Genomic DNA, 22,021 nt, shown 5'->3' with positions numbered 1-22,021 from the left:
GGACGGTCGGCCGATACTGCACCGGCGGCTGCGACGACGGCAGCTGCGCAGGCACCTGCATCGGCACCTGCGCCCGTCTTGACCGAACCTGCGGCGGCGACGGCCCCTGCTCAGCAGACGACCCAGCAAGTCCAACACGCCACCTCGGCCACCTCGCCCGCGCCCGCTGCGAATGCACAACCGCGGGCAGTCGCCGGCACCGGCGCGCCATCCGCTGCGCCGACGCCCACCGTCCAGCCTGACACCACCGCCGCACCCACCGGCGCGGCAGTCCCCGCCACGCAGCCCGACGTCGTCGCCCCGCGTCCCGCCACGCCGGGCACGGCCGTTCCGCCGGTCACGATGCCGGCCGGCTCATCGACGGGCAGCCTGTTGCAGACACTGTTCGCGCTGATCCTCGTGCTGGCCGTGCTGGGCGCCCTCGCCTGGTTCCTCAAGCGCTACGGGCCCAAGGTCGGCGGCGGTAACGCGAACCTGCGCGTCGTCGGCTCGCTGAACCTCGGCGGCCGCGAGCGCATCGTGGTGGTCGAAGTGGGCAATGAATGGATCGTGGTCGGTGCATCACCCGGCCGCATCAACGCGCTGGCGACAATGCCGCGCCAGGACGGGCAGAATGGCGATACCAACGCTCACGCCGCGCTTGCCCGGCAAGAAAATGCGGCGCCGGCCGCGCACAGCTTCGCCGACTGGCTCAAACAAACGATCGACAAACGCAAGTGATGCTGAATAAACGACTCTTGCTGGCGACGGGCCTCGTGGCCCTGCCGCTGGCGGCGGCGGTGGCGGCCCCCGCCATCCCCGCTTTCACGACGAGCGCGGCCCCGGGCGGCGGCACCGCCTACTCGCTGCCGGTGCAGACGCTGCTGCTGATGACGGCGCTGACGTTCATCCCCGCCGCGCTGCTGATGATGACGAGTTTTACGCGCATCATCATCGTGCTCTCCCTGCTGCGCCAGGCGCTCGGCACGCAGACGGCGCCACCGAACCAGGTGATGGTGGGCCTCGCGCTGTTCCTCACCCTGTTCGTGATGGGGCCGACGTTCGACCGCATCTACACGGAAGCGTACGTGCCGCTGCAGGAAAACCGCATCCAGATGGGCGAGGCGATGGACAAGGCCGCCGCGCCGCTGAAGGGGTTCATGCTGAAGCAGACGCGCCAGTCCGACCTCGCCCTGTTCGTCAAGATCTCGCGCACGCCCGCGCTGCAGGGTCCGGAAGACGTGCCGCTGCGCGTGCTGATTCCCGCCTTCATCACGAGCGAGCTCAAGACTGCATTCCAGATCGGCTTCGCCATCTTCATCCCGTTCCTCATCATCGATATGGTCGTCGCGTCCGTGCTGATGTCGATGGGTATGATGATGATGTCGCCGGCCGTGATCTCGCTGCCGTTCAAGCTGATGCTGTTCGTGCTCGTCGATGGCTGGCAGTTGCTGCTGGGCTCGTTGTCCCAGAGTTTTTACTAGAGAGGACGAAATGACTCCGGAAAGCGTCATCGCGATGGGCCGCACGGCCATGGAAGTCACGCTGATGGTGTCGGCGCCGCTGCTGCTCGTCGCGCTCGTCATCGGCCTCGTCGTCAGCATCTTCCAGGCTGCCACGCAGATCAACGAACAGACCCTGTCCTTCATTCCCAAGCTGATCGGCGTTTTCATCGCGCTCGTGCTCGCGGGGCCGTGGATGATCTCGGTCATGACCGACTACATGCGCAACCTGTTCAGCGGCATTCCGCAGATGATCGGGTGATGGTGCCGCGCGTGGCCCTGGCTTCGAACACGGCCGCGGGCCACGCGGGCGTCACGCGTGGGCAGCGCTTGCGGCGCCGCGATGCCGACAGTGTGGTGGAGCTGTCCACCCTACCCGAAACCCCGGCATGATTTCCTTTACGACTACCGAACTCTATGCGTGGATCGGCGGCCTGTTGTGGCCGCTGACGCGCATCCTCGGCCTCGTCGCGGTGGCGCCCGTGTTCGGCAACACGGCCGTGCCCATCCTCATCAAGACGACGCTCGGCGTGCTGCTGGCCACGATCATCGGCCCCACGCTTCCGCCCGTACCGCTCGTCGATCCGACGTCGTGGGCGGGCATCCTGATCGTCGCGCAGGAGCTCCTGATCGGCGTCGCGATGGGCTTCGCCATGCGCCTCGTGTTCGCCGCCATCGAATTCGCGGGCGAGGTCGCCAGCTCGACGATGGGCTTTTCGTTCGCCACGTTCTTCGATCCCAGCTCGGCCGGCCGCTCGTCGGCCATCAGCCAGTTCCTCGCGCTCGTCGCGACGATGGCCTTCCTCGCCATGAATGCCCACCTCGTGCTGATCGAGGCGCTGGCGGAAAGCTTTTTCACGCTGCCGATCTCGGCCACGCCGATGTCGCTGTCCGCACCGCTGGAAATGATGCGCTGGGGCAGCCGCGTGTTCTCGGCCGGCCTGCAGATCGCGATGCCGATCGTCGCCGCCATGCTCATCACCAACATCGCACTGGCGATCCTCACGCGCGCGGCGCCGCAGCTGAACCTGTTCGGCATCGGCTTCCCGATCACCCTGGGCGCCGGCTTCCTCATCATCAGCCTCACGCTGCCGTACCTGGGCACGCCGCTGCAAAACCTGTTCAACCAGGGGATCGAGGCGGGCCGCAGGATCCCGCGCGTGGGCGGCCAACGGCCGGGGCAGCCACCGCCACCAGCCGCCCCACGATAAAAATTCGGGGTCAGAGCTAATGCCAGTCAGTTAAGCGGGGCTGGCATGTTTTGTTGAGTACTTGGATTTCCTGGATTTTATTGTTCTCGGATATGAGCGTGTTCGTCGCTCTGGTAGAAGGTAGGCACGTGCTTGTTCACGTAGCCATGCCAATCGCTTGGGGAAGGTGCCGGGTGTTTCGAGCGGCCAGTGGTACAGCGCGGTAACGATGGCCAGGGCCAGCCATTGGAAGCTGAGGCGCTGCGGCGGCACGTTCAGTTCAGTGGCCATCTGGGCAATTTCATGGCGCAGCAGGTTGTAGGCGATCAACATTCCCCATACTTCCTGGCGCACGAGTTCCGGCAGCCTGCTGCGCAGGACAGGCGCTTTTTTCAGCATGCCTTGCTTCATTTCCCTGAAACCGAGTTCGATCTCCCATCGCTGCACGTAGTGTGCGGCGACGTCACGCGCGGGGAAACGATGCGCATCGCACAGCGAGGTGAGAAATCGTCGAGGCTGTCCGCCCACCGTGCATTCGATCAGTCTAGCCTGCCAGTGCGAGGGAAGATCCGGATGCTGCCGACGCGCCTGAGGTGAGACGGGAAGCCGTACCAGACAGTCACCGGGAGCCACCTGGCAGACTACCTCATAACACAGCGAGGTTTTGGTGCGTATCAGCCAATGCTTTTGCAGGCCCGACCGTTGCCAGTCCAGTAGAAACGCGGCCGAGAAATAGGCTCGATCAAAAATCGTGAGCGAGTTATCAGGCGCAGCCTGTATCAGTGTCTTTGCATAGCTCAGCTCACCTGTCTGGCACTCTCCGAAGTCGACCGCGCGCAGCAGGTGACTGTGGGTATCCATCAGGCAGACGGCACGCAATTGCGGCCAAGCGCCATCACGTCCGTCACCTCCCCGGGGCCGGCCAAACTCCCTTTCGTTTTCTGGCGTGCTCGGCACCGACCAGACCACGCCATCAACAGCATAACTGCGCAGGCCATGAAACAGCGCACTCTCCGCTGGGGCACGCTCACCCCAGCAGCTTGCCGTCCGCTTGAACAGCCATTCCAATGGGGCTTCGCCTAAACGCTCACGCCCCGCCACTGAAGCACTGGGGACAGGTGTGCTGGCTGCCGGGCCATCGGCAAGATCGAGCTGTTTGACGATATGCCAGATCGGCTCGTTTCGAAACAATGCCAGTCCAATTACCAGCCAGACCATCCGATCGGCCGGTAACCGACGACGACGCACCGACACAGTGCCAGTCTGTTGCAAAGCCTCATCGATCCACGCCGGATCGATAAGGCTGGCGAAACGGTCAAATTCCTGCGGCGTCAGCGAGGCCGAGTAATCCAGGTCAAGTTGCAGAGCCATGATAGAAAACGGATTTACGTTGAACATAAATCCGTTCTAGCCCTTGGATCGCGTCGGTCAAGTCCTTAAGTGACCGGCATTGGGGTCAGAGCACATTTTTCGCGAAATTCGGGGTCAGAGCACATTTTCGTGCAATGTCTCCGCGGTCATATCCGCCTTCGGCCACGCGTTCATTCCGTCATTGACCACAATGCCGCTGCAGGAAGCAGTGCCGTTGAACGACATCGATTGTCATGGCGGTGGTGACGCCAAGCATTTACCCCAAAATGTGCTCTGACCCCGAAGTTTCCAGAAAACGGGGTCTGACCCCGAATCGGAGAAATTGCCTAGAACCGGGCTCTGACCCCGGTTTTAGGAAATGTAGTTGAAGAGAGAGAGGCCGGACATTGTCTTGAACGACACCTGGGCCGCCTGCAGCGTCTGTTGCTGCTGGGTGTACAGCGAAATCGCCTTGACCATGTCCAGGTCCTGCAGGCCGCTCAGCGTGGTCTGGTACTGGACGTTGAGGTCGTCGCCCGTGCTGTCCAGCGAATCGACTTCCTTCAGGCGCGCGCCCACCGAGGCTTGTACGGTGAGCACGTTGTCCAGCGCGTTCTTCATGTTCAGGCTGGCCGTGTTCAGGTTGTTCGCCAGCGCGGCCTTGCCGTTCGAGCCGATGGACGGGCTGCGCAGGGTCTGGATCAGGTTCGTGATCGTCGTGAACACGGATTGCTTCTGGCTCGGCTGCACGCTGAACTTGTCGCCGTTGGCCGGGGCGCCCTTGATGTCGAACGACATGCCGTCGAAGGCGATCGCGGCGCCCGCCGTGTAGGGCTGATTGCTCAGCACGGCGCTTGCGGGCGACGTCGAGTTGTCCGTCACCGTGTAGGTCGTCACGGCCGGCGTGCCCGTGACCTGGAAATCGATCGCGTAGTCGTGGCCCGTCAGCTTGGTCGCGTCCGTCACGGCGCCCGGCGAGATGATGCCCGCGCCCGTGTTCGTGCCCGCGGCCTGCGTGACGAAGCTGCCGTTGCCGGTGACGTTCGCCTCGAAGATGGCGCTGCCGCTTTCGCTGATCGCCATCTTGCGCGCCGAGCCGACCTGCAGCATGCGCTGGCCCTGGTCGCCCTGGTACGTCGCGCCCGTCGGGGTCTGGGTGAACGGTTGCGTGGTCGTCTTGTAGCCGGAAAACAGATAGGTGCCGGTGCCGTCCGTCGTGTTGGCCGAGCCGAGCAGGTCGGCCATGCGCCCTTCCAGCTCGGTGGCCAGCGCTTCGCGGTCGCTCTGCGTGTAGCCCCCGTTGCCGGCGGTGACGATCAGCGTCTGGATGTCCTGGATCTGGCCCGACACGTCGGAAAGCGTCTTGTCGACCAGCGACAGCGACGATGTCGCGTTCGTGCGGTTGGTGCCGAACTGCGTGTTCATCGACTGCGACTGCGTCAGTTCGAGCGCCTTCGCCGAGCCGATCGGATCGTCGGCGGCCGACAGCATGCGCTTGTTCGTCGACAGCTGCATCTGCGTCTTGGCCATCTGGCTTTGCAGCGTATTGATCTGCGTGGTCCCGGCCTGGTAGATCGCGTTGGTGCTGATGCGTAAGGTCATGGCGTGGCTCCGTTAATCAATGGCCGATCTGCAGCAGCGCGTTGAAGATCGTATCGGCGATCTGCATCACCTTGCCCGACGCCTGGTACGCCTGCTGGTACTTGAGCAGGTTGGCGGCCTCTTCGTCGAGGTTGACGCCGGAGACATTGTTGGCGGCGGCCTCCGCCTGCGTCAGCTGGGCCGCCGCGGCTTCGGCATTGGCCTGCACTTCGCGCGTCTTGTTGCCGATCGTGGACACCAGCGTCGCATAGGCCGACTGGTACGTGGCCTTGCCGCCGTCGAGGATGTTCTTCGATTGCAGGTCGCCCATCAGGCCGGCGTTGCGGGTATCGCCCAGGCCTGAGTTCGGCGCGATGGTGAACTTGTCGCCGTTGCCGGGCGCACCGTTCATGGTAAAGCTCATGCCGGCCACCGTGTAGCTGGCGCCGTCCTTGAAGGGCGGGTTGGTGCCGGCCGGGTACGTCGTCGTCGTGCCGTTCAGCGTCATGCTGACGTTTTGACCGGCCGGAAAGCCGGACATCGTCCCCGTCGCCTTGTCGAAGGCGAGCGTGACGGTGCTGGTCAGCGGCGAACCCAGGTAATTCTTGTCGACCGAACCCGCGCTGATCTTGCCCGTGCCGCTGTTGGTCAGCGGGACGCTCGTGGCGATCGGCGCGGCGGCCGCGATCTGCGCGCCGTCCGTCAGCGCCAGCTTGAAGTTGGCGGCGCCGTTCTGCGTCGGACGCACGAGGAAATTGTCGCCCGAGTCGGCGGCGCCCGAGATGTCGAACGCGAGGCCGTCGATGACCTGCGGCTGGGTCTGCGGGAACGGCGAGATCACCGTCTTCTTGTTGTCCGCCAGGCGGTACACGTTGTAATTCGTGCCGTCGAAGTCGACCTTGTAGTTGCTCGTCGTGAGCTGCGTGGCGTCCACGACCGTGGCCTTGATCGCCGTGGTACTCGTCTGGTTGTTGTTGACGTTCTTCGTCACGTCGGCCGGCGCGATGCTGAAGATGTCGCCGCCCGGGTTGCCGTTGCCGTCCAGGCCGAGTTTGTTCTGGTCGTTCATCGTCGTGGCCACGGCGATCGCGACGCGGCCCAGCGAATTCTGCGCGAGGTCCAGCGACTGGCTGCGGAACTGCAGCACGGCGCCCAGTTCGCCGCCGGTGAGCGCGCTCTCGGCCATCGGCGTGACCTTGCCGTGGGTGACGTAACCGATCGTCACGCGGGTCTGGTCCGTCGGCGAATTCGTCGCCGCCAGCTCGAAGGCGTTCACGCCGACGACGAGCGGCTGGCCGTTGCCGATCGATACGGTCAGGCTGTAGTTATCGCCCGGCACGACGGTGGCCTTGACCTGCTTGTTCAGGTCCATGATCAGCTGGTCGCGCTTGTCCAGCAGGTCGTTCGGCGGGTTCAGGCCGCCGGCCTCCGTCAGCTGGCCGATCTTGTCGTTCAGCTGGGCGATCTGCTTGGCATACGTGTTGATCGTCGTGACGCTCGCGGTCAGCTGGGTGTTCACGCCCTTGCGGATCTCCTCCAGGCGGCCAGTCATGCTCTGGAAGCGGGCGGCCAGCGTGTCGGCCGACGTCATGAACGAGCCGCGCGACGACACGCCCGCGCCGTCGCCCGTGAGGTTCTGCACGGCGGAGAAGAAGTCCTGCAGCGCCGGCGACAGGCCGGACGTCGTGTCGGCCAGCAGGTTGTCGATCTGCTGGACCTGCGCCTGATAGGCGTCCAGCCCGCTGCTCGATGCCTGGGCCGTGCGCACCTGGGCGTTCAGGAAGTCGTCCGAATAGCGCTTGACCTGCGCGATCTGCGTGCCGGTACCGATATAACCGTTCGAGCCCCCCATCGAGATCGCAGTCGACTGCACCGCCACCTGGCGGCTGTAGCCGGCCACGTTGGCGTTGGTGATGTTGTTGCCGGTCGTCGCCAGGCCTGCCTGGGCGGCGTACAAACCGGTCTTGCCGATGCTGAGGAGGGACATGGTGGTTTTCTTTCTGCTATGTCATTGACGGCAAGTTCCGCCAAAACTTTATTCTTGTTCTTTTCGCATCACCCATCACGCCAGCGAATGCTTGATGATGCGCGACAGCTTGGCCGCGTACTGCGGGTCGGTCGCATAGCCGGCGCGCTGCAGGCCGTGCGCGAACGTGGACGCGTCGCCGCCGTGCGCCAGCACTTTTTCGTAGCGCGGGTTGTTGCTCAGCATGCGGGCGTAGTCCTTGAATGCGTCCGCATGCGAATCGTAGGCGCGGAATTTTTCCACGCGTGAGTGCGGCTTGCCGTTGATGTATTCCGTCGTGACGGCCGTTGCCACCTTGCCCTTCCAGCCCGGGCCGGCCTTGATGCCGAACAGGTTGTTGCTGGAGGTGCCGTCCGCATTGCGGATCACGCGGCGGCCCCAGCCGGTTTCCAGCGCGGCCTGGCCCATCATGAACTTCGCCGGCACGCCCGTCACCTGTTCCGCTTCCTCGGCGGCGTCGGCCAGCTTTTCCTGGAACGCGCGCACGTGCGCCGGCTTGCTGGCGTTGTCCGTGCCGCGGGCGGCGCCCGTCACGCCGGCCGCGCCGCTTTTTCCATTCAGTGCGACGCCGTCGGTCGGCATCGTGTCGGCATCGCGCTGCATGCGCAGGGCCGCGGCGCCGCCGGCGGCAGCCGCCTGCTGTTCGCCACCGATGCCCAGGGCCTGCTTGTTCATGTCCTGCATCAGCTGCTGGCCCTTCTGCTGCACGGTCAGCTGGCGCACGAGCACGTCGGCCAGGCCGATGCCGCGCTTGGCCATTTTCTGGCTCATCTGCTGGTCCAGCATGCCCGTGAACGTCTTCGTTTCCTGGCTGTCCGTCATGCCGTCCTGCGGTGTCGCGTCGCGCATGCTCTTCATCATCATGTTGACGAACATGGATTCGAACTGCGTCGCGGCACCCTTCAGCGCTTCCGGCGAGCCGGCTTTCGCAGATTGCTTGAGGTCGCCGAGGCTGTTGGCGTCGAGCGCAAATTTACTGGACAGGTCGGAAGTGGAACCGAGCATGGTGGCCTCGATGGTTAGATGATCTCGAGTTCGGCGCGCAGCGAACCGGCGGCCTTCAGGGCCTGCAGGATCGCGAGCAGGTCTTGCGGCGTGGCGCCGATGGCGTTCATCGCCTTGACGACTTCGGCCAGCGACGCGCCGCCGTTCAGCATGATGACCTTGCCGGCATCCTTCTTGACGGACACCTGCGGCGTCTGCGTGACGACGGTGCGGCCCAGCGAACCCGGGTTCGGCTGGCTCACCTGCGTGTCGGCGCCGATGCTGACGGACAGGTTACCGTGCGAAATCGCGCACGGATCCAGCGTGACGGACCGGTTCATGACGACGGAACCGGTGCGTGCGTTGAGGATGATCTTCGCGGCCGCTTCGGCCGGCTTGACGTCCATGCCTTCCAGCATGCCGAGGAAGGTCACGCGCTGGTCGCTCGACGACGGCACGCGCACGCGGATCACGCGGCCGTCCAGCGCCGTGGCGATGCCCGGGCCGAACTTGTCGTTGATCGCTTCCACGACGCGGCTGGCGGTGGCGAAATCCGTCGTGTTCAATTCCAGCTTGACCTGGTTGTCGGCACCGAGGTTCGATGCGACGGCGCGCTCGACCGTGGCACCGCCCGAGATGCGGCCGACAGACAGTTGATTGACCTGCACCTGCGCACCGCCGCCCGACGCACCGGCGCCGCCCACGAGCACATTGCCCTGGGCCATGCCGTACACCTGGCCGTCCGCGCCCTGCAACGGCGTCATCAGGAGCGTGCCGCCGCGCAGGCTTTTCGCGTTACCCATCGACGAGACGGTCACGTCGATCGTCTGGCCCGGCTGCGCGAACGCCGGCAGCGATGCAGTGACCATCACGGCTGCCACGTTCTTCAGCTGCAGCTGCGTGCCGGGCGGCAGGCTGATGCCCTTCTGCTGCAGCATCGCCGTGATCGACTGCACGGTGAACGGGGTCTGCGTCGTCTGGTCGCCGGTGCCGTCGAGGCCGACGACGATGCCGTAGCCGGACAACTGGTTCTGACGGACGCCGCCGATGCTGGCGAGATCCTTGAGGCGCTCGGCGTGGGCGGTCGTCGCAGTCAGCGGACCAAGCAGGGCGACACAGAGGGCGAGGATTTTGAAGTTCATGATCAGAACGGGAGCAGCGATTGGAAGAAGCGCGACATCATCGACGTCATCTCGGCGCGGTCGATCTGGCTGTTGGTACGGTATTCGACGCGCGCGTCGGCGACGAGCGGCGACTGCACGATATTGCCCGCCTGGATCGAGTCCGGATTCACCATGCCCGAGAAGCGGATGAATTCGACGCCCTTGTTCATGGCGATCTGTTTCTCGCCCACGACGATCAGGTTACCGTTCGGCAGGACTTCGGACACCGTCACGCCAATCGTGCCCGTGAAGGCGTTCGACGCGGTTTGCGTGTCGCCGTCGGAATACTTGACGCCGCTGCTCGTGGCGAGGTTACCGCCCAGGCGGCCCTGCAGCAGGCCAGGCACGCCAAGCTCGGCGCTGCCCGACTTGTTGCCGGTGCTGGCGCCGCTCTTGTTGGCCGCCGTCTTCTCGACGATGCTGACCGTAAGCACGTCGCCGATGTGGCGCGCGCGGCGGTCTTCGAACATCGGGCGGAAGGTATTGGCGTTGTAGATCGCGCCTTCCGTCGGCGTGCCGCCATCGGCCAGCATCGGGCGCACGGAGGTCGGGCCCTTGACGATCGACGTCGGGGTGGCTGCGCAACCGACGAGCGCCATGGCGATCGTCGCCCCTGCGAAGGCAGGGGCCCAAGTTTTCAGGGTTTTCATAATTGGGAAATCTTCGCCAGCATCTGGTCGGACGTGGTGATGGCCTTGCTGTTGATCTCGTACGCGCGCTGCGTCTGGATCATGTTGACCATCTCTTCGACGACGTTCACGTTGGACGTTTCGACATAGCCCTGCATCAGCACGCCGACACCGTTCGTGCCCGGGGTGCTGGTCTGCGCGGTGCCGGACGAGCCGGTCTCGGCGTACAGGTTCTCGCCCAGCGACTCCAGGCCGGCCGGGTTGACGAAGTTCGACAACTGGATCGAACCGATCTGCGTGGGCGCCGCGGTACCCGGCGTCGTGACGGACACGGTGCCGTCGCGGCCGACGGTCATCGTCAGCGCGTTGCTGGGCACGGTGATGGGCGGCTGCAGCACGTAGCCGCTGGAGGTGACGAGCTGGCCGTTGTTATCGGTCTGGAACGAGCCGTCGCGGGTGTAGGCCGTGGTACCGTCCGGCATCAGGACCTGGAAGAAGCCCGAGCCGTTGACCATCACGTCCTTCGAGTTGCCGGTCTGCTGGGGATTGCCCTGCGTGTGGAGGCGCTCGGTGGCGACGGCGCGCACACCGGTACCGATCTGCAGACCGGACGGCAGCTGCGTCTGTTGCGAGGATTGCGCGCCGGGCTGGCGCACGTTTTGATACAACAGATCCTCGAACACGGCACGCGACTTCTTGAAGCCGTTCGTGCTGACGTTGGCGAGGTTGTTGGTGACGACGTCGAGGTTGGTCTGCTGCGCTTCGAGGCCGGTCTTGGCGATGTAGAGCGAACGGATCATGGTGTTCTCCTTTGGCGACGGCAAACCCGTCACCCACCATGAAATTATGTCCCAGCAGAAATCAAGTCAAAGCGAGGATCTGCGTCGCTTTCGCCGCGTTATTCTCCGCGTTCTTCAACAGGCTCATTTGTGTCTCGAGAGAACGTGCCAAAGAGATCATGTTCACCATCGAATCGACGGCGGAGACATTGCTGCCTTCCAGCGCGCCGCTCGTCACCGTCACGGCCGGGTCGGCCTGGGCCGGGGTCCCGTCCTGCTGGCGGAAGAAACCGTCGTCGCCGCGCACGAGCTGCTTCTGGTCCGGATTGACGAGCTTGAGGCGGCCGACGATGGTGGACGTTGCCGGCACGGTGTCCGTTGTCAGCGACGCGATCGAGCCGTCCTTGCCGACGGTCACCGTCGTATTCGGTGGAATCGCGATCGGACCGCCCTCGCCCATCACGGTCTGGCCATTTGCCGTCTGCAGGATGCCGTTCGGGCTGACCTGCAGCGAACCGTTGCGCGTATAGGCTTCGGTGCCGTCCTGCATCTGCACGGCGATCCAGCCCTGGCCCTTGACGGCCACGTCGAGATCGCGCCCCGTCACCTGCAGCGGGCCCGTCGTGAAATCCGCGCCGACCGTGTTGTCGACGACGAACGCGCGCGTGGGCAAGCCTTCGCTGACGACGGGCACGGCGCGGAACGTATCCAGCTGCGCGCGGAAGCCCGTCGTGGACAGGTTGGCCAGGTTGTTCGACGTCGTGGCCTGCTGCTCGAGGATGTGCTTGGCGCCGGAGGCGGCGGTGTAGATCAGGCGGTCCATCTTTTTTCCTTTTCAGGGATCAGCGCAGGTTCACCAGCGTCTGCAGCACCGAGTCCTGCGTCTTGATGGTCTGGGCGTTGGCCTGGTAGACGCGCTGGGCCGTGATCATGTTGACCAGTTCGGCCGTCAGGTCGACGTTCGAGCTTTCCTGCGCCGACGACTGCAGCACGCCGAAGCCGCCCGTACCCGCCGTGCCGAGCAGCGGCGTGCCCGACGCCGACGTTTCGGCCCACGAGTTGTTACCGATCGGTTCCAGGCCGCCCGAGTTCGTGAAGTTCGCGAGGACGATCTGGCCCAGCGGCTTGGTCTGGCCGTTGCTGTACTGGCCCAGCAGCGTGCCGTCGGCGGCTGCCGAGAAGCGCTGCAGGTGGCCCGGCTTGTAGCCGTCCTGCGTGGTCAGTTTCTCGCTGGTGTCGGCGCCGTACTGCGTGCTGCCATTGAAGCCGAGCTTGATCGACAGGGTTTCCTTGGCGCCCGTCGCCGGATACACCGGGAAGGTCACGGCCAGCGGCAGCGTCTGCGGCGACATCAGGGCGGCCGACAGCGCGCCGTTCGAGTCGAACTTCAGCGTGCCGACGGGGACCGACGGCACGGACACGGCCGCGGCGATGTCCTTGTCGACCTGGTCCGGGGTATAGCCGGCCGTGTTGCCCGCATCGGTGGCGGCGGTCTGGATGGCGGTGATGGTGGCCGCGGTGGCACCGGCGGTGCCCGCGGCGCCGCTGACGGCCGCCGAAGCCGCGGCGGCGTAGTTGGCCAGGGCCGTGGCGACGGCGGCCGGGTCCTGCGGCGATGCCTTCGTGGCCGCGGTCCACGCGTCGCGTGCCGTCTGTGCCGCCGCGTTGCCCGTGGCGGCCTTGGCCACGTTGACGTTGGTGAGCTCGGTGCCGTCGGCGCCGGCGTACACGTCCCAGGTGCCCGAACCGGTCTTCACGTAGAACATCGACATCGTGTGCTCGTTGCCCAGGGTGTCGTACACGCTGACCGGCACCTGCTTGTTGTACGTGGTCGCGTCGTTGGCGTCGAATGGGAAGTTGGTCGGGACGGCCTCGCGCGAGTCGAGGTTGATCGACGTGTCGACCTTGGTGGTCGCGACCGGCTTCATGTCGACCGTGCTGATCTTCAGCGGGGTCGGCGTGCTGGCCAGGATCTGGCCGTTCGGCGCGACGCCGTAGCCCGTCACGTTGGCGCCCTGCGGCGTCACGATGTAGCCGTTCTTGTCCAGCGAGAACTGGCCGTTGCGGGTGTACTGGACGGTGCCCGAAATCTCGGTGCGGAAGAAACCGGCGCCGTTGATGGCGATGTCGAGCGGGTTGGCCGTCGTTTCGATATTACCCTGGGTGAACTGCTGGGCGATGGCCGCCACGCTCACGCCGATACCGGCCTGGGTCGCGCCCGCGCCGTTCAGTGAGCGGGCGTAGACGTCCGCGAATTGCGTGGTCGAGCCCTTGAAGCCGACGGTGCTCGAGTTGGCGATGTTGTTACCGATGACGTCCAGCGATTTCGCTGCGCCGTTCAAGCCGCTCAGGCCTTGTTGGAAGGACATGTTGTGCTCCTGTTATTCGTTCGTTTCGCGGTACCGACCGCGTTCAGAGGACTTGCTTGATGTCGGCCAGCGTGAGCGCGCCCTTGCCGGACAGGTTCAGCTTGACGCCATCGGCGCTGTTGGTGGTGACGCTGGCGACGCTGTCGAACGACAGGCCTTTCGCATCGGTCAGGTTGGCGCCGCCACGGGTCGCCACGACCTTGAAGGTGTAATTGCCGTCGGCCAGCGTGACGGGCTTGCCGTTGCTGTCCAGGTTCTTGGGATCGGGCACGCCGTCCCACGCGAGCGGCACGACGCCGGCCTTCTGCGCGCCCATGTCGATCGTATCCACTTCGTTGCCCTTGGCGTCGCTGATGACGATCTTGACGTTGTCCGCATCGGTGGCCAGATCCGCGCCCAGGATCGCCTTGCCGCTCGACAGCGTGACGCCGCTGCCGTCGACGAGCACGCCGCGGCCGATCAGGTTCGTCGCCTGCATCGATTCCGAGCTCTTGTAGCTGGACTGCAGCGATTCCAGGGTCGTGTTCAGCTTGTTCACGCCCGTCACGGTCTGCAGCTGCGCGAGCTGGCTCGTCATCTGGGCGTTGTCCATCGGGTTCAGCGGATCCTGGTTCTGCAGCTGGGTCACCAGCAGGGTCATGAACTTGTCGGTGTCGGCGGAGACGCTGTCGGTGCTGGTCGCCTTCTTGCCGTTCATCGTCGACATCAGGTCGGTGATGGGGGTGCTGGTGGTGTCGGTTACGGTCGCCATGGGAGCGTGTCAGAAAATGGTAGAAGGATTACTGGCCGAGGGTCAGCGTCTTGAGCAGCATGGTCTTGGCCGCGTTCATGGTCTCGACGTTCGTCTGGTACGAGCGCGACGCCGACAGCATGTTGACCATCTCGTCGACCACGTTCACGTTGGGCATCGAGACATAGCCCTTGTCATCGGCGAGGGGATTCTTGGGGTCGTACACCTGCTTCAGCGGCGAGGCATCCTCGACCACTTCGCGCACCTTGACGCCCGTGCCCTGGTCCATCGGGACGGCCTCGAACACGACCTGCTTGGCGCGGTAGGCCTCGCCCGTGGCGCTCGTCGCGCTGTCGGCGTTGGCGAGATTGCTGGCCGTCGTGTTCAGGCGCTGGGCCTGGGCGCTCATCGCCGAGCCGGCCACGTTGAAGACATTAAACAAGGACATGATTACTGGCCTCCCTGGATGGCCGCGAGCATGTTGCGGATCTGCTGGTTGATCATCGTGATGCCGGCTTCGTAGCGCAGCGCGTTATCGGCGAACTGGGTGCGTTCCGTGTCCATGTCGACCGTGTTGCCGTCGACGGCACCCTGCGTCACCGTGCGGTACAGCACGGGCGTGGCGCCGTCGCCCAGCGTCTTGCCGTCCGCGGCCGCCTGGCCGTTCGGATAATGGGCGCCGGCCGTCGTGTTCAGCGGCCCCGTGTTCGTCGCACGCGACAGCGCACCCTGCAGCGCGCTGGAAAAATCGATGTCGCGCGCCTTGAAGTTCGGCGTGTCCGCGTTGGCGATGTTCGACGCGAGCAATTCCTGGCGCTGCGAGCGCAGGCTCAGCGCGGTTTCATTGAAACGCAGGTAGTCGTCGAGTTTGCCGATCATGATTACTCCAGGCATCTGGTGGTGGACAGGATGGATCATACGGATGGGTGGACTCTTCCAATCGGGCAATAAAGCGACCCAAAACCCGGCTATTCGAGGATTCGATGTCGGCGCGCCGGACCTAAGATGGCACCGTCGCAAAAACCCGCATCGCGGACTCATTCATGAAACGCACGCTCCTAACCGCCCTGCTCGTCGGCACCGCCGCGCTGTCGCACGCGCAGACGACGCCCGCTAGCGGCCGCCAGAACATCAACGCCCTGCGCACCGTCGTCGAACAATTCCTGCAGACACAGACGGCCGGCCTGCCCGGCACCGTGACCGTGAAAGCGGGCACGATCGATGCCCGCACGGCGCTGGCCGCCTGCCCCGCGCCGGAAGCGTTCCTGCAGCCGGGCGCGCGCGCCTGGGGCAAGACGACGGTGGGCGTGCGCTGCACGGCCCCGTCGAACTGGACGATCTTCGTACAGGCGCAGGTGAGCGTACAGGCGGACTACGTGGCCGCCGCGCTGCCGCTGGCCCAGGGCCAGCCGGTCGAACAAAGCCAGCTCGTGTTGGTGAAAGGCGACATTGCCGCCATGCCGAACGGCATCATCACGGACATGGCGCAGGCGATCGGCCGCACCCCGACCGTGTCGCTGGCGGCCGGCACGCCGTTGCGCCTGGACACGCTGCGCAGCCGGCCCGTCGTGCAGCAAGGCCAGGCCGTACGCCTGGTTTCGAACGGAAATGGATTCTCAGTGTCAGCCGAAGGCAAGGCCATCGGCAACGCCGGCGACGGCCAGATCGTGCAGGTGCGCACGCCGTCCGGCTCGGTCGTGAGCGGCACGGCGCGGAGCGGCGGGATGGTCGAAGTGGCGTTTTGATGACAGCAAAGGAGCAGGATCGTTGAAAGTGTGGCTTGTGTCCGCACTTTCTTTGATGTCCCCTAAAGTTTTTGGCAAGGGCGCCGTTACTGAAGGCAGATCCCGGGCTTTCTGCTCCGACCTGAGAAGGATGATGCTGTGAAAATCAACGATACACTCAAGAACAACGCGAGCGTCCAGGCCAACAACACGCCGGCCACGACGGCAAAGAGCAGCGACGCGGCCGCCGCGAGATCTGTCACGCCCGCAGCGACCGACACCGTGCGCCTGTCCTCGCAAGGCCAGGCCCTCGCGGCCGGCGGTACCAATCAAGTGTTCGACAGCAAGAAGGTCGAACGCATCAAGGCGGCCATCGCGGATGGCCAGTTCCAAGTCAATTCCGAGAAAGTGGCGGACGGCCTGTTGGATACGGTGCGCGATCTGCTGCATTCCCGCAAACAATAGATAACCAATGGCCATTGCATCCCCTGGCGCAACTCTGCGCGACGAACAGCAAGTGATCGGTTCCATCGTGGAGCTGATGAAAACCGAGCAACAGCTCCTGATCAGTGCGGATGCCGATGGCCTCTCGACCATCACCCCCAACAAGCTGCAGCTGGCGCAGCGTGCCGCGACCCTGTCGCGCGTGCGCCACAAAGCCCTCGGCGCCGCCGGCTTTCCCGCAAGCGAAGCGGGGATGGAACCCTGGCTGGCCGTAGGCGGCAACGCCGAGTATCGCGACGCGTGGAACAGCCTGCTCGAACTGACCCGCGAAGCGAAGGAACTCAACCGCGTCAACGGCATGATCGTCAACCGCCAGCTGGGCCAGACCCAGGCGGCGCTCTCCGAACTGCGCGGTCCCGGCGGCGGTGCCGGCGTGTACGGGCCGGCCGGCCAGACGATGTCGACGGGGCCGTCGCGGCGGTTCGTGGTCGGTTAAGACGTCACGCCGACGTTCTTCTCGGCGAACATGCGCTCGATCTGCTCCGGCCACACCGGCGGGCTGAAGTAATAGCCCTGGATTTCATCGCAGCCATTCTCGCGCAGGAAAGCCACCTGCTCGGCCGTCTCGACACCCTCCGCCACCGCTTCCAGGTTCAGCGTATGCGCCAGCGCGATGATGGCGCACGCGATGGCCGCGTCGTTCGGATCGGTCGTCACGTCGCTGACGAACGAACGGTCGATCTTCAGCACATCGATGGGGAAGCGCTTCAGGTAGCTGAGCGACGAATAGCCGGTGCCGAAGTCGTCGATCGACAGCGCGACGCCGAGCGCCTTCAGCGAGCGCAGCACGCTCGTCGCCTCGCCCGTGTCGCGCATGACCGTCGACTCCGTGATCTCGATCTCCAGGCAGGCCGGCGGCAAACTGCTGCGTGCCAGCGCGGCCTGGACGCGCTGCGCCAGGCCGGCCTGCTGGAACTGGCGCGCCGACAGGTTGATGGACACGCGCAGCGGCGGCAGTCCCTGCGCGCGCCACGCGGCCGCGCGCGCGCAGGCTTCGTCCAGCACCCACATGTCGAGATCGTCGATCAGGCCCGTCTCTTCCGCCAGCGGGATGAAGCGCGCCGGCGGCACGAGGCCCAGCACCGGATGACGCCAGCGCACGAGCGCTTCCACGCCGATCACGGCGCCGCTGGCCAGGTCGACGCGCGGCTGGTACTGCAGCGCGAACTGGTTCCTTTCGATGGCATGGCGCAGCAGCGCTTCCAGGTCGACCCGCTCGCGGATCGCCTGCGCCATCGCGTCCGAGTGGAAGCGGTAGCGCGCGGGACCTTCCGCGCGCGCGGCGGCCATTGCCACCTGCGCCATCTGCAGCAGTTCGTGCGCGCCGCAGCCGCTGGAAGGCAGCAGTGCGATGCCGACGCTGGCGGCGAGGAACACGCGCTGGCCGTCGAGCAGGAACGGTTCGCGCATCGACGCCAGCAGCCGCGCGGCCAGCGCCGCGGCGGACGTCTCGCCGGACTGTTTCTGCACGACGATGAATTCGTTGCCGCCCTGGCGCGCCAGCATGTCCCCGCCGGCCAGCAGGCCGGAAAGGCGGACGACGCAGTCGCGCAGTACGTCGTCGCCGCCGCCATAGCCGTAGCCGCTGTTGATCTTGCGGAATTCGTGCAGGTCGAACACGAGCACGGCGAGCGTGCGCCCGTCCTGGCGCGCGGCGGCGATGGCCTCGTCCAGCGTTTCGAGGATGCGGTTGCGGTTCGGCAGGCCCGTCAGCGCGTCATGCGTGAGCTGCTCGACGAGCGCGCGCTCGAGCCGGCGCCGCTCCGACAGATCGCGCACGATCGCCACCTGCTGGCCGCTCGGCATGCCGGCGCGGCGCACTTCGGCCGGGAAGGCGGTGCCGTACAGGCGCCGGCAGTCCAGCTCGGCGTCGCCGGCGGCGGCCGGCACCAAGACGTCCAGCGGCAGGCCGGCGGCCGTCTCGCGCGCGACGCCGAACAGGCTTTCCGCGCGCGCATTCATCATCGTGATGCGACCCTCCGGACCGACGAGCAGGATCGCGTCCGGCGCGCATTCCATCAGGCTGCGGAAGCTCGCCTCGCTCTCGGCCAGCGACCGTTCCGACCGCTGCAGCCGCAGGTACGGCGCCTGCACGGCCGCCACCCAGATCGCGCGGTGCAGGCACAGGTAGGCGATCACCTTGTACACGTGGCCGACCATGTTCACGACGTCGTCCGGACGCGCGTACAGCGCGAAACTGACGCCGCTCAGCGCCATCACGGCGGCCGTGGCCGCCAGGTAGCGGTCGGTGCGCAGGCGGGTGACGAGTGCGCGGCGCAGCAGGAACAGCGCGGCGACGGCATTCAGCGCGATCAGCACCAGCTCGCAACCGATCTTGAACGAGGTCAGCCCCTGCCCCGGCACGTAAGTCGGCGGCAGGATCAGCGGATCGGCCACGGCCAGCCGGAAGCCGAGCGCGACGCTGCCCAGCGCCGCCAGCAGCGCCCAGCCGCGCACGCGCCGGCCGACGGTCCGCTCGCGCGGCGCGAACGCGGCGACGAGCAGGGCCGCGGCGCTGACGAGTCGGGCCAGCAGCCAGAATTCGATGCCGCGCCCAACCGAGCCCGGCCCCGCGACACCCGGCATGCCGTGGACCGACATCAGGTGGCCGATGTCGAGCAGGCCGACGGCGAGTGCGGAAGGCGACAGCAGGGCCACGCGGATCGGCATGTCGCGGCCGATGCCGTGCCAGCCCGTGGAAAACACGAGCATCGCCACGACGACGGAGAACACTTCCATCGCCGTGTGCGCCGTCAGGTACCAGCGAGGATCCCACGGCAGGCGCGCCGCGTTGCCGAGCGCGAGCCAGGCCATGAACAGTGCCAGCAGGATGGTGAGGATCGACAGCCGTACCGTGGACGGAATCTTGCGCGCGTGCCGCGTCATGCCGCCGTGCCCGCGAATGGCCGGCGGTGCGTGCGAAGTCCGCTCATGCGGGATACCTGGCTGTCGTGCTCGATATTCATGTGCTGAAGCGAATGACACCGGTGGGCAAGGCCGCACCGGCATGAAAGGAAGAGATTCTTGATCGTAACTTTCATGATCATAGAATCAATATATGATAACAGTTTATTAAATGTGAATCGAGCAATACTTGCACCAACGGTCACTATGTTGCGTCAATGTACCAAATTGAACGCTAACGCGGCGGTTAAACAGCGATAAATATTGTGAATTTGCAAGATCGGGCGACAGGCAACGCGGTACAAGAAAGGTTTTGACCGCATCTGGAGGATGCCATGAACGGCAACACGTATCGGTCCGGCGCATTGACGTTCACCCTACTGCTCGGCGGCGCCGTCCAGGCCGCGCCGACGGGCGGCCTCGTCGTCGAGTTGACGCCCGCGCAACAAAGCCTGACGGGCAGCCAGGACGTCGTCGTGACGGTGACGATCCGCAACACGGCGCGTACCTGGCAGTACCTGCCGAAGTGGCAGACGCCGTTCGCGGGCGTGGAGGCGCCGCTGTTCGACGTCACGCGCGACGGGTTGCCTGTCAGCTATCTCGGCATCCAGGTGAAGCGGGCGCCGCCGGGGTCCGCCGACGTCATTGCCCTCGCGCCCGGCGCGGCGCGGAGCAGCCGCGTGGAATTGTCCGCGCTCTACCGCATGGACATCACGGGCGCCTACACCATCCGCTACCGGACCGGGCGGCTGCAGGGCGCAGCACCCCCGCCATCGGCGTCGATCTGGATCGATGGCCGGCTGCCGCGCGGCATGCCGGAGTCAAGCTACGACCCTGTCACCCAGGCCGTCCCGGCCGGCACCCTGCCTGCCGGCAGGGCTCTCACGTTCAACCAGTGCTCGAACGCGCAGCAGGACAGTATCGCGGCGAGCGTCCAGGCCGCCCAATCGATGGTGCAGGATGGGGATGCCTACCTGCGGGCAGGCGCGTTGGCGGAGCGCTACACGAGCTGGTTCGGCCCACTGGACGAGGCGCGCACGGCGACCGTGTCGCGCCACTTCGAGGCCATCCGCGACGCCTTCGCCACGCGCCCCATCACGGTCGACTGCGCATGCACCAAGCCCTGGTACGCGTACGTCTATCCGAATCAGCCGTACACGATCCACGTCTGCAAGGCGTTCTGGACCGCGCCCACGACGGGAACGGATTCCAGGGGCGGCACCCTGGTGCACGAGATGAGCCATTTTACGGTCGTGGCCGGGACGGACGACTGGCCCTATGGCCAGACCGCGGCGGGCGCGCTGGCGGGCAGCGATCCGGCACGGGCCGTCGACAATGCGGACTCGCACGAATACTTCGGCGAGAACAGCCCCAATCGCAACCTCCGCCGCCGATAAGGTGGAAACTAAGGCGTGATATGGCGAAACAGCACGGGTTCGGTGACGAGCGGCGTCGTGGCCTCGGGATGATGGATGTCGGCGAGCGCCAGGCCGGCGTAGCGCAATTCATAGGTGTGGTCGCCGGGCCGGAACGCGTAATCGGCCGTGATGTCGACCGTGTGCGTGTGGGCCGAGTGCGGAGGCAGTTCGAACCAGTCGGCGCCGCCGCGCGCGGCATTGGCGCCCACGTAGGCGATGGGGGCACCGCCGGGATGCACGCGCACGTCGAACACGCGGCCGCCGGGCCGGGGATCATCGGTCAGTGCGCGCGGCAGCCACACCCGGCGCTCGCCGCGGTTTTCCGCCTTGAAGGTGATCCATACTTTATCGTGCCTTGCGTCGACGCTCAGGCTTGCGTGCAGATTCATCCGCCCTCCTCGTTCGAGCGACATTGCTGTCGCGTTGGAACGATTGTAGCGCGCACGCGTCAGGTGCCGGCGCCTGACAGGATCGTGACGGCCACCCGCCGGTTGCGCGCCCGCCCGACGGGATCGTCATTCGAGGCGATCGGGCGGTTGGCGCCGCGTCCGACGGCGGCCAGGCGGGCCTCGGCCACGCCGTTCGCCGCGAACAGGCGCACGACGGTCGTGGCGCGCACGGCCGACAATTCCCAGTTCGACGCGAATGCCGGATTGCCGATCGGCGTGTTATCCGTAAAACCTTCCACTTCGATGCCGTGCGGATCATCCTTCAGCAGGCCGGCGACAGTGCGCAGCGTCTCCTGCGCGGTGGGCGTCAGGGTGGCATCGCCCTCGTCGAACAGGGCGCTGGCATTGATCTCGAGCGTGACGCCCCGCGCGGTCTGCGTCACGCGCATCTTGCCGTTGTTGACGAGGGGTTTCAGGATGCTGTCCAGCTTCCGCGCCAGCAGCTCAAGGCGCTCGCGGTCGCGCTTGGCGGCTTCCGCGCGCTTGTGCGCGAGGATGGCCGACAGCGGCAGCGCCTCCACTTCGACCATCGTGTTCGACTTGTTCGCCGCGCCGCGGCCGCCGAACGCATCGCCCAGTGCTTCCGACAGCACCGTGTACTTGCCGATATTGACCACGGACACCGCATACATGACGACGAAGAATGCGAACAGCAGGGTGATGAAGTCCGCGTAGGAAATCAGCCAGCGCTCGTGGTTCTCGTTGTCCTGTTCGTACTTCTTGCGGCGCGCCATGGTCGC

23 protein-coding genes are annotated in these 22,021 nt (G+C 65.6%); 8 read left to right on the top strand and 15 right to left on the bottom strand.

Going from position 1 to position 22,021, the window contains the following annotated elements:
* Window positions 1-78: 78 nt before the first annotated feature.
* The 4 genes from fliO (at window position 79) to fliR (ending at window position 2,692) form a co-directional block, all read left to right on the top strand.
* The gene (fliO, locus tag P0M04_RS15235; RefSeq protein ID WP_259451711.1) at window positions 79-720 is read left to right on the top strand and encodes a flagellar biosynthetic protein FliO; all 642 of its coding nucleotides are present in this window, start codon (window positions 79-81) and stop codon (window positions 718-720) included.
* Window positions 720-1,463, top strand: coding sequence for a flagellar type III secretion system pore protein FliP (gene fliP, locus P0M04_RS15230; RefSeq protein WP_105379037.1), 744 nt, complete (start codon window positions 720-722; stop codon window positions 1,461-1,463). Before fliO ends, fliP begins: the two co-directional genes overlap by 1 nt.
* Before the next feature lie 10 nt (window positions 1,464-1,473).
* Window positions 1,474-1,743 carry a flagellar biosynthesis protein FliQ gene (gene fliQ, locus P0M04_RS15225; protein WP_105379036.1) on the top strand — a complete coding sequence of 90 codons (270 nt, stop codon included), beginning with the start codon at window positions 1,474-1,476 and terminating at the stop codon, window positions 1,741-1,743.
* Window positions 1,744-1,870: 127 nt separating this feature from the next.
* Window positions 1,871-2,692 carry a flagellar biosynthetic protein FliR gene (fliR, locus tag P0M04_RS15220; RefSeq protein ID WP_259451712.1) on the top strand — a complete coding sequence of 274 codons (822 nt, stop codon included), beginning with the start codon at window positions 1,871-1,873 and terminating at the stop codon, window positions 2,690-2,692.
* 30 nt (window positions 2,693-2,722) lie between these two features.
* Here fliR and P0M04_RS15215 read toward each other — a convergent pair whose 3' ends face one another.
* The 12 genes from P0M04_RS15215 to flgB all read right to left on the bottom strand — a co-directional run bounded on the left by P0M04_RS15215 (window position 2,723) and on the right by flgB (window position 15,161).
* Window positions 2,723-4,069, bottom strand: coding sequence for an IS4 family transposase (locus tag P0M04_RS15215; protein WP_281042422.1), 1,347 nt, complete (start codon window positions 4,067-4,069; stop codon window positions 2,723-2,725).
* Between the two features lie 324 nt (window positions 4,070-4,393).
* Window positions 4,394-5,623, bottom strand: a complete 1,230-nt coding sequence (gene flgL / locus P0M04_RS15210) for a flagellar hook-associated protein FlgL (RefSeq protein WP_259450080.1) — start codon at window positions 5,621-5,623, stop codon at window positions 4,394-4,396.
* Window positions 5,624-5,639: 16 nt separating this feature from the next.
* Window positions 5,640-7,589, bottom strand: a complete 1,950-nt coding sequence (flgK, locus tag P0M04_RS15205; RefSeq protein ID WP_259450079.1) for a flagellar hook-associated protein FlgK — start codon at window positions 7,587-7,589, stop codon at window positions 5,640-5,642.
* A gap of 75 nt (window positions 7,590-7,664) precedes the next feature.
* Window positions 7,665-8,633, bottom strand: a complete 969-nt coding sequence (gene flgJ / locus P0M04_RS15200) for a flagellar assembly peptidoglycan hydrolase FlgJ (RefSeq protein WP_259450078.1) — start codon at window positions 8,631-8,633, stop codon at window positions 7,665-7,667.
* A gap of 14 nt (window positions 8,634-8,647) precedes the next feature.
* Window positions 8,648-9,754: a flagellar basal body P-ring protein FlgI gene (locus P0M04_RS15195; RefSeq protein WP_259450077.1), complete on the bottom strand. Its 1,107-nt coding sequence runs from the start codon at window positions 9,752-9,754 to the stop codon at window positions 8,648-8,650.
* A 2-nt stretch (window positions 9,755-9,756) separates the two neighbouring features.
* Entirely contained in the window at window positions 9,757-10,425 is a 669-nt protein-coding gene (locus P0M04_RS15190; RefSeq protein WP_259450076.1) for a flagellar basal body L-ring protein FlgH, read from the bottom strand.
* Complete coding sequence (gene flgG, locus P0M04_RS15185; RefSeq protein WP_259450075.1) at window positions 10,422-11,204, bottom strand: flagellar basal-body rod protein FlgG; 783 nt, start codon at window positions 11,202-11,204, stop codon at window positions 10,422-10,424. The genes P0M04_RS15190 and flgG overlap by 4 nt, the downstream gene beginning before the upstream one ends.
* A gap of 61 nt (window positions 11,205-11,265) precedes the next feature.
* Entirely contained in the window at window positions 11,266-12,006 is a 741-nt protein-coding gene (flgF, locus tag P0M04_RS15180; protein ID WP_259450074.1) for a flagellar basal-body rod protein FlgF, read from the bottom strand.
* Between the two features lie 19 nt (window positions 12,007-12,025).
* Window positions 12,026-13,552, bottom strand: coding sequence for a flagellar hook protein FlgE (locus P0M04_RS15175; protein WP_259450073.1), 1,527 nt, complete (start codon window positions 13,550-13,552; stop codon window positions 12,026-12,028).
* Between the two features lie 43 nt (window positions 13,553-13,595).
* Window positions 13,596-14,303, bottom strand: a complete 708-nt coding sequence (locus P0M04_RS15170; RefSeq protein WP_259450072.1) for a flagellar hook assembly protein FlgD — start codon at window positions 14,301-14,303, stop codon at window positions 13,596-13,598.
* 28 nt (window positions 14,304-14,331) lie between these two features.
* Window positions 14,332-14,730, bottom strand: a complete 399-nt coding sequence (flgC, locus tag P0M04_RS15165; RefSeq protein ID WP_056443580.1) for a flagellar basal body rod protein FlgC — start codon at window positions 14,728-14,730, stop codon at window positions 14,332-14,334.
* A 2-nt stretch (window positions 14,731-14,732) separates the two neighbouring features.
* On the bottom strand, window positions 14,733-15,161 hold the full coding sequence (gene flgB / locus P0M04_RS15160) for a flagellar basal body rod protein FlgB (RefSeq protein WP_025511936.1): 429 nt from the start codon (window positions 15,159-15,161) through the stop codon (window positions 14,733-14,735).
* 164 nt (window positions 15,162-15,325) lie between these two features.
* Here flgB and flgA point away from each other — a divergent pair, with 164 nt between their 5' ends.
* From flgA to P0M04_RS15145, 3 genes are all read left to right on the top strand, one after another.
* Window positions 15,326-16,027, top strand: a complete 702-nt coding sequence (gene flgA, locus P0M04_RS15155) for a flagellar basal body P-ring formation chaperone FlgA (RefSeq protein WP_259450071.1) — start codon at window positions 15,326-15,328, stop codon at window positions 16,025-16,027.
* A 138-nt stretch (window positions 16,028-16,165) separates the two neighbouring features.
* Window positions 16,166-16,471 carry a flagellar biosynthesis anti-sigma factor FlgM gene (gene flgM, locus P0M04_RS15150; protein WP_259450070.1) on the top strand — a complete coding sequence of 102 codons (306 nt, stop codon included), beginning with the start codon at window positions 16,166-16,168 and terminating at the stop codon, window positions 16,469-16,471.
* 7 nt (window positions 16,472-16,478) lie between these two features.
* Window positions 16,479-16,946 carry a flagella synthesis protein FlgN gene (locus P0M04_RS15145; RefSeq protein WP_259450069.1) on the top strand — a complete coding sequence of 156 codons (468 nt, stop codon included), beginning with the start codon at window positions 16,479-16,481 and terminating at the stop codon, window positions 16,944-16,946.
* Here the strand turns inward: P0M04_RS15145 and P0M04_RS15140 are convergent.
* The gene (locus P0M04_RS15140; protein WP_259450068.1) at window positions 16,943-19,396 is read right to left on the bottom strand and encodes a putative bifunctional diguanylate cyclase/phosphodiesterase; all 2,454 of its coding nucleotides are present in this window, start codon (window positions 19,394-19,396) and stop codon (window positions 16,943-16,945) included. The two genes, P0M04_RS15145 and P0M04_RS15140, sit on opposite strands and share 4 nt — an antisense overlap.
* Before the next feature lie 353 nt (window positions 19,397-19,749).
* Here P0M04_RS15140 and P0M04_RS15135 point away from each other — a divergent pair, with 353 nt between their 5' ends.
* Window positions 19,750-20,811 carry a M35 family metalloendopeptidase gene (locus P0M04_RS15135; protein WP_259450067.1) on the top strand — a complete coding sequence of 354 codons (1,062 nt, stop codon included), beginning with the start codon at window positions 19,750-19,752 and terminating at the stop codon, window positions 20,809-20,811.
* A gap of 8 nt (window positions 20,812-20,819) precedes the next feature.
* Here P0M04_RS15135 and P0M04_RS15130 read toward each other — a convergent pair whose 3' ends face one another.
* On the bottom strand, window positions 20,820-21,221 hold the full coding sequence (locus tag P0M04_RS15130; RefSeq protein WP_259450066.1) for a hypothetical protein: 402 nt from the start codon (window positions 21,219-21,221) through the stop codon (window positions 20,820-20,822).
* Between the two features lie 59 nt (window positions 21,222-21,280).
* Window positions 21,281-22,015, bottom strand: coding sequence for a flagellar motor protein MotD (gene motD / locus P0M04_RS15125; RefSeq protein ID WP_259450065.1), 735 nt, complete (start codon window positions 22,013-22,015; stop codon window positions 21,281-21,283).
* Window positions 22,016-22,021 lie beyond the last annotated feature (6 nt).

Origin of the sequence: Telluria mixta (genome assembly GCF_029223865.1) — a bacterium.
Lineage (GTDB): Bacteria > Pseudomonadota > Gammaproteobacteria > Burkholderiales > Burkholderiaceae_D > Telluria > Telluria mixta.
This window is presented reverse-complemented; position numbering and strand designations above follow the sequence as displayed.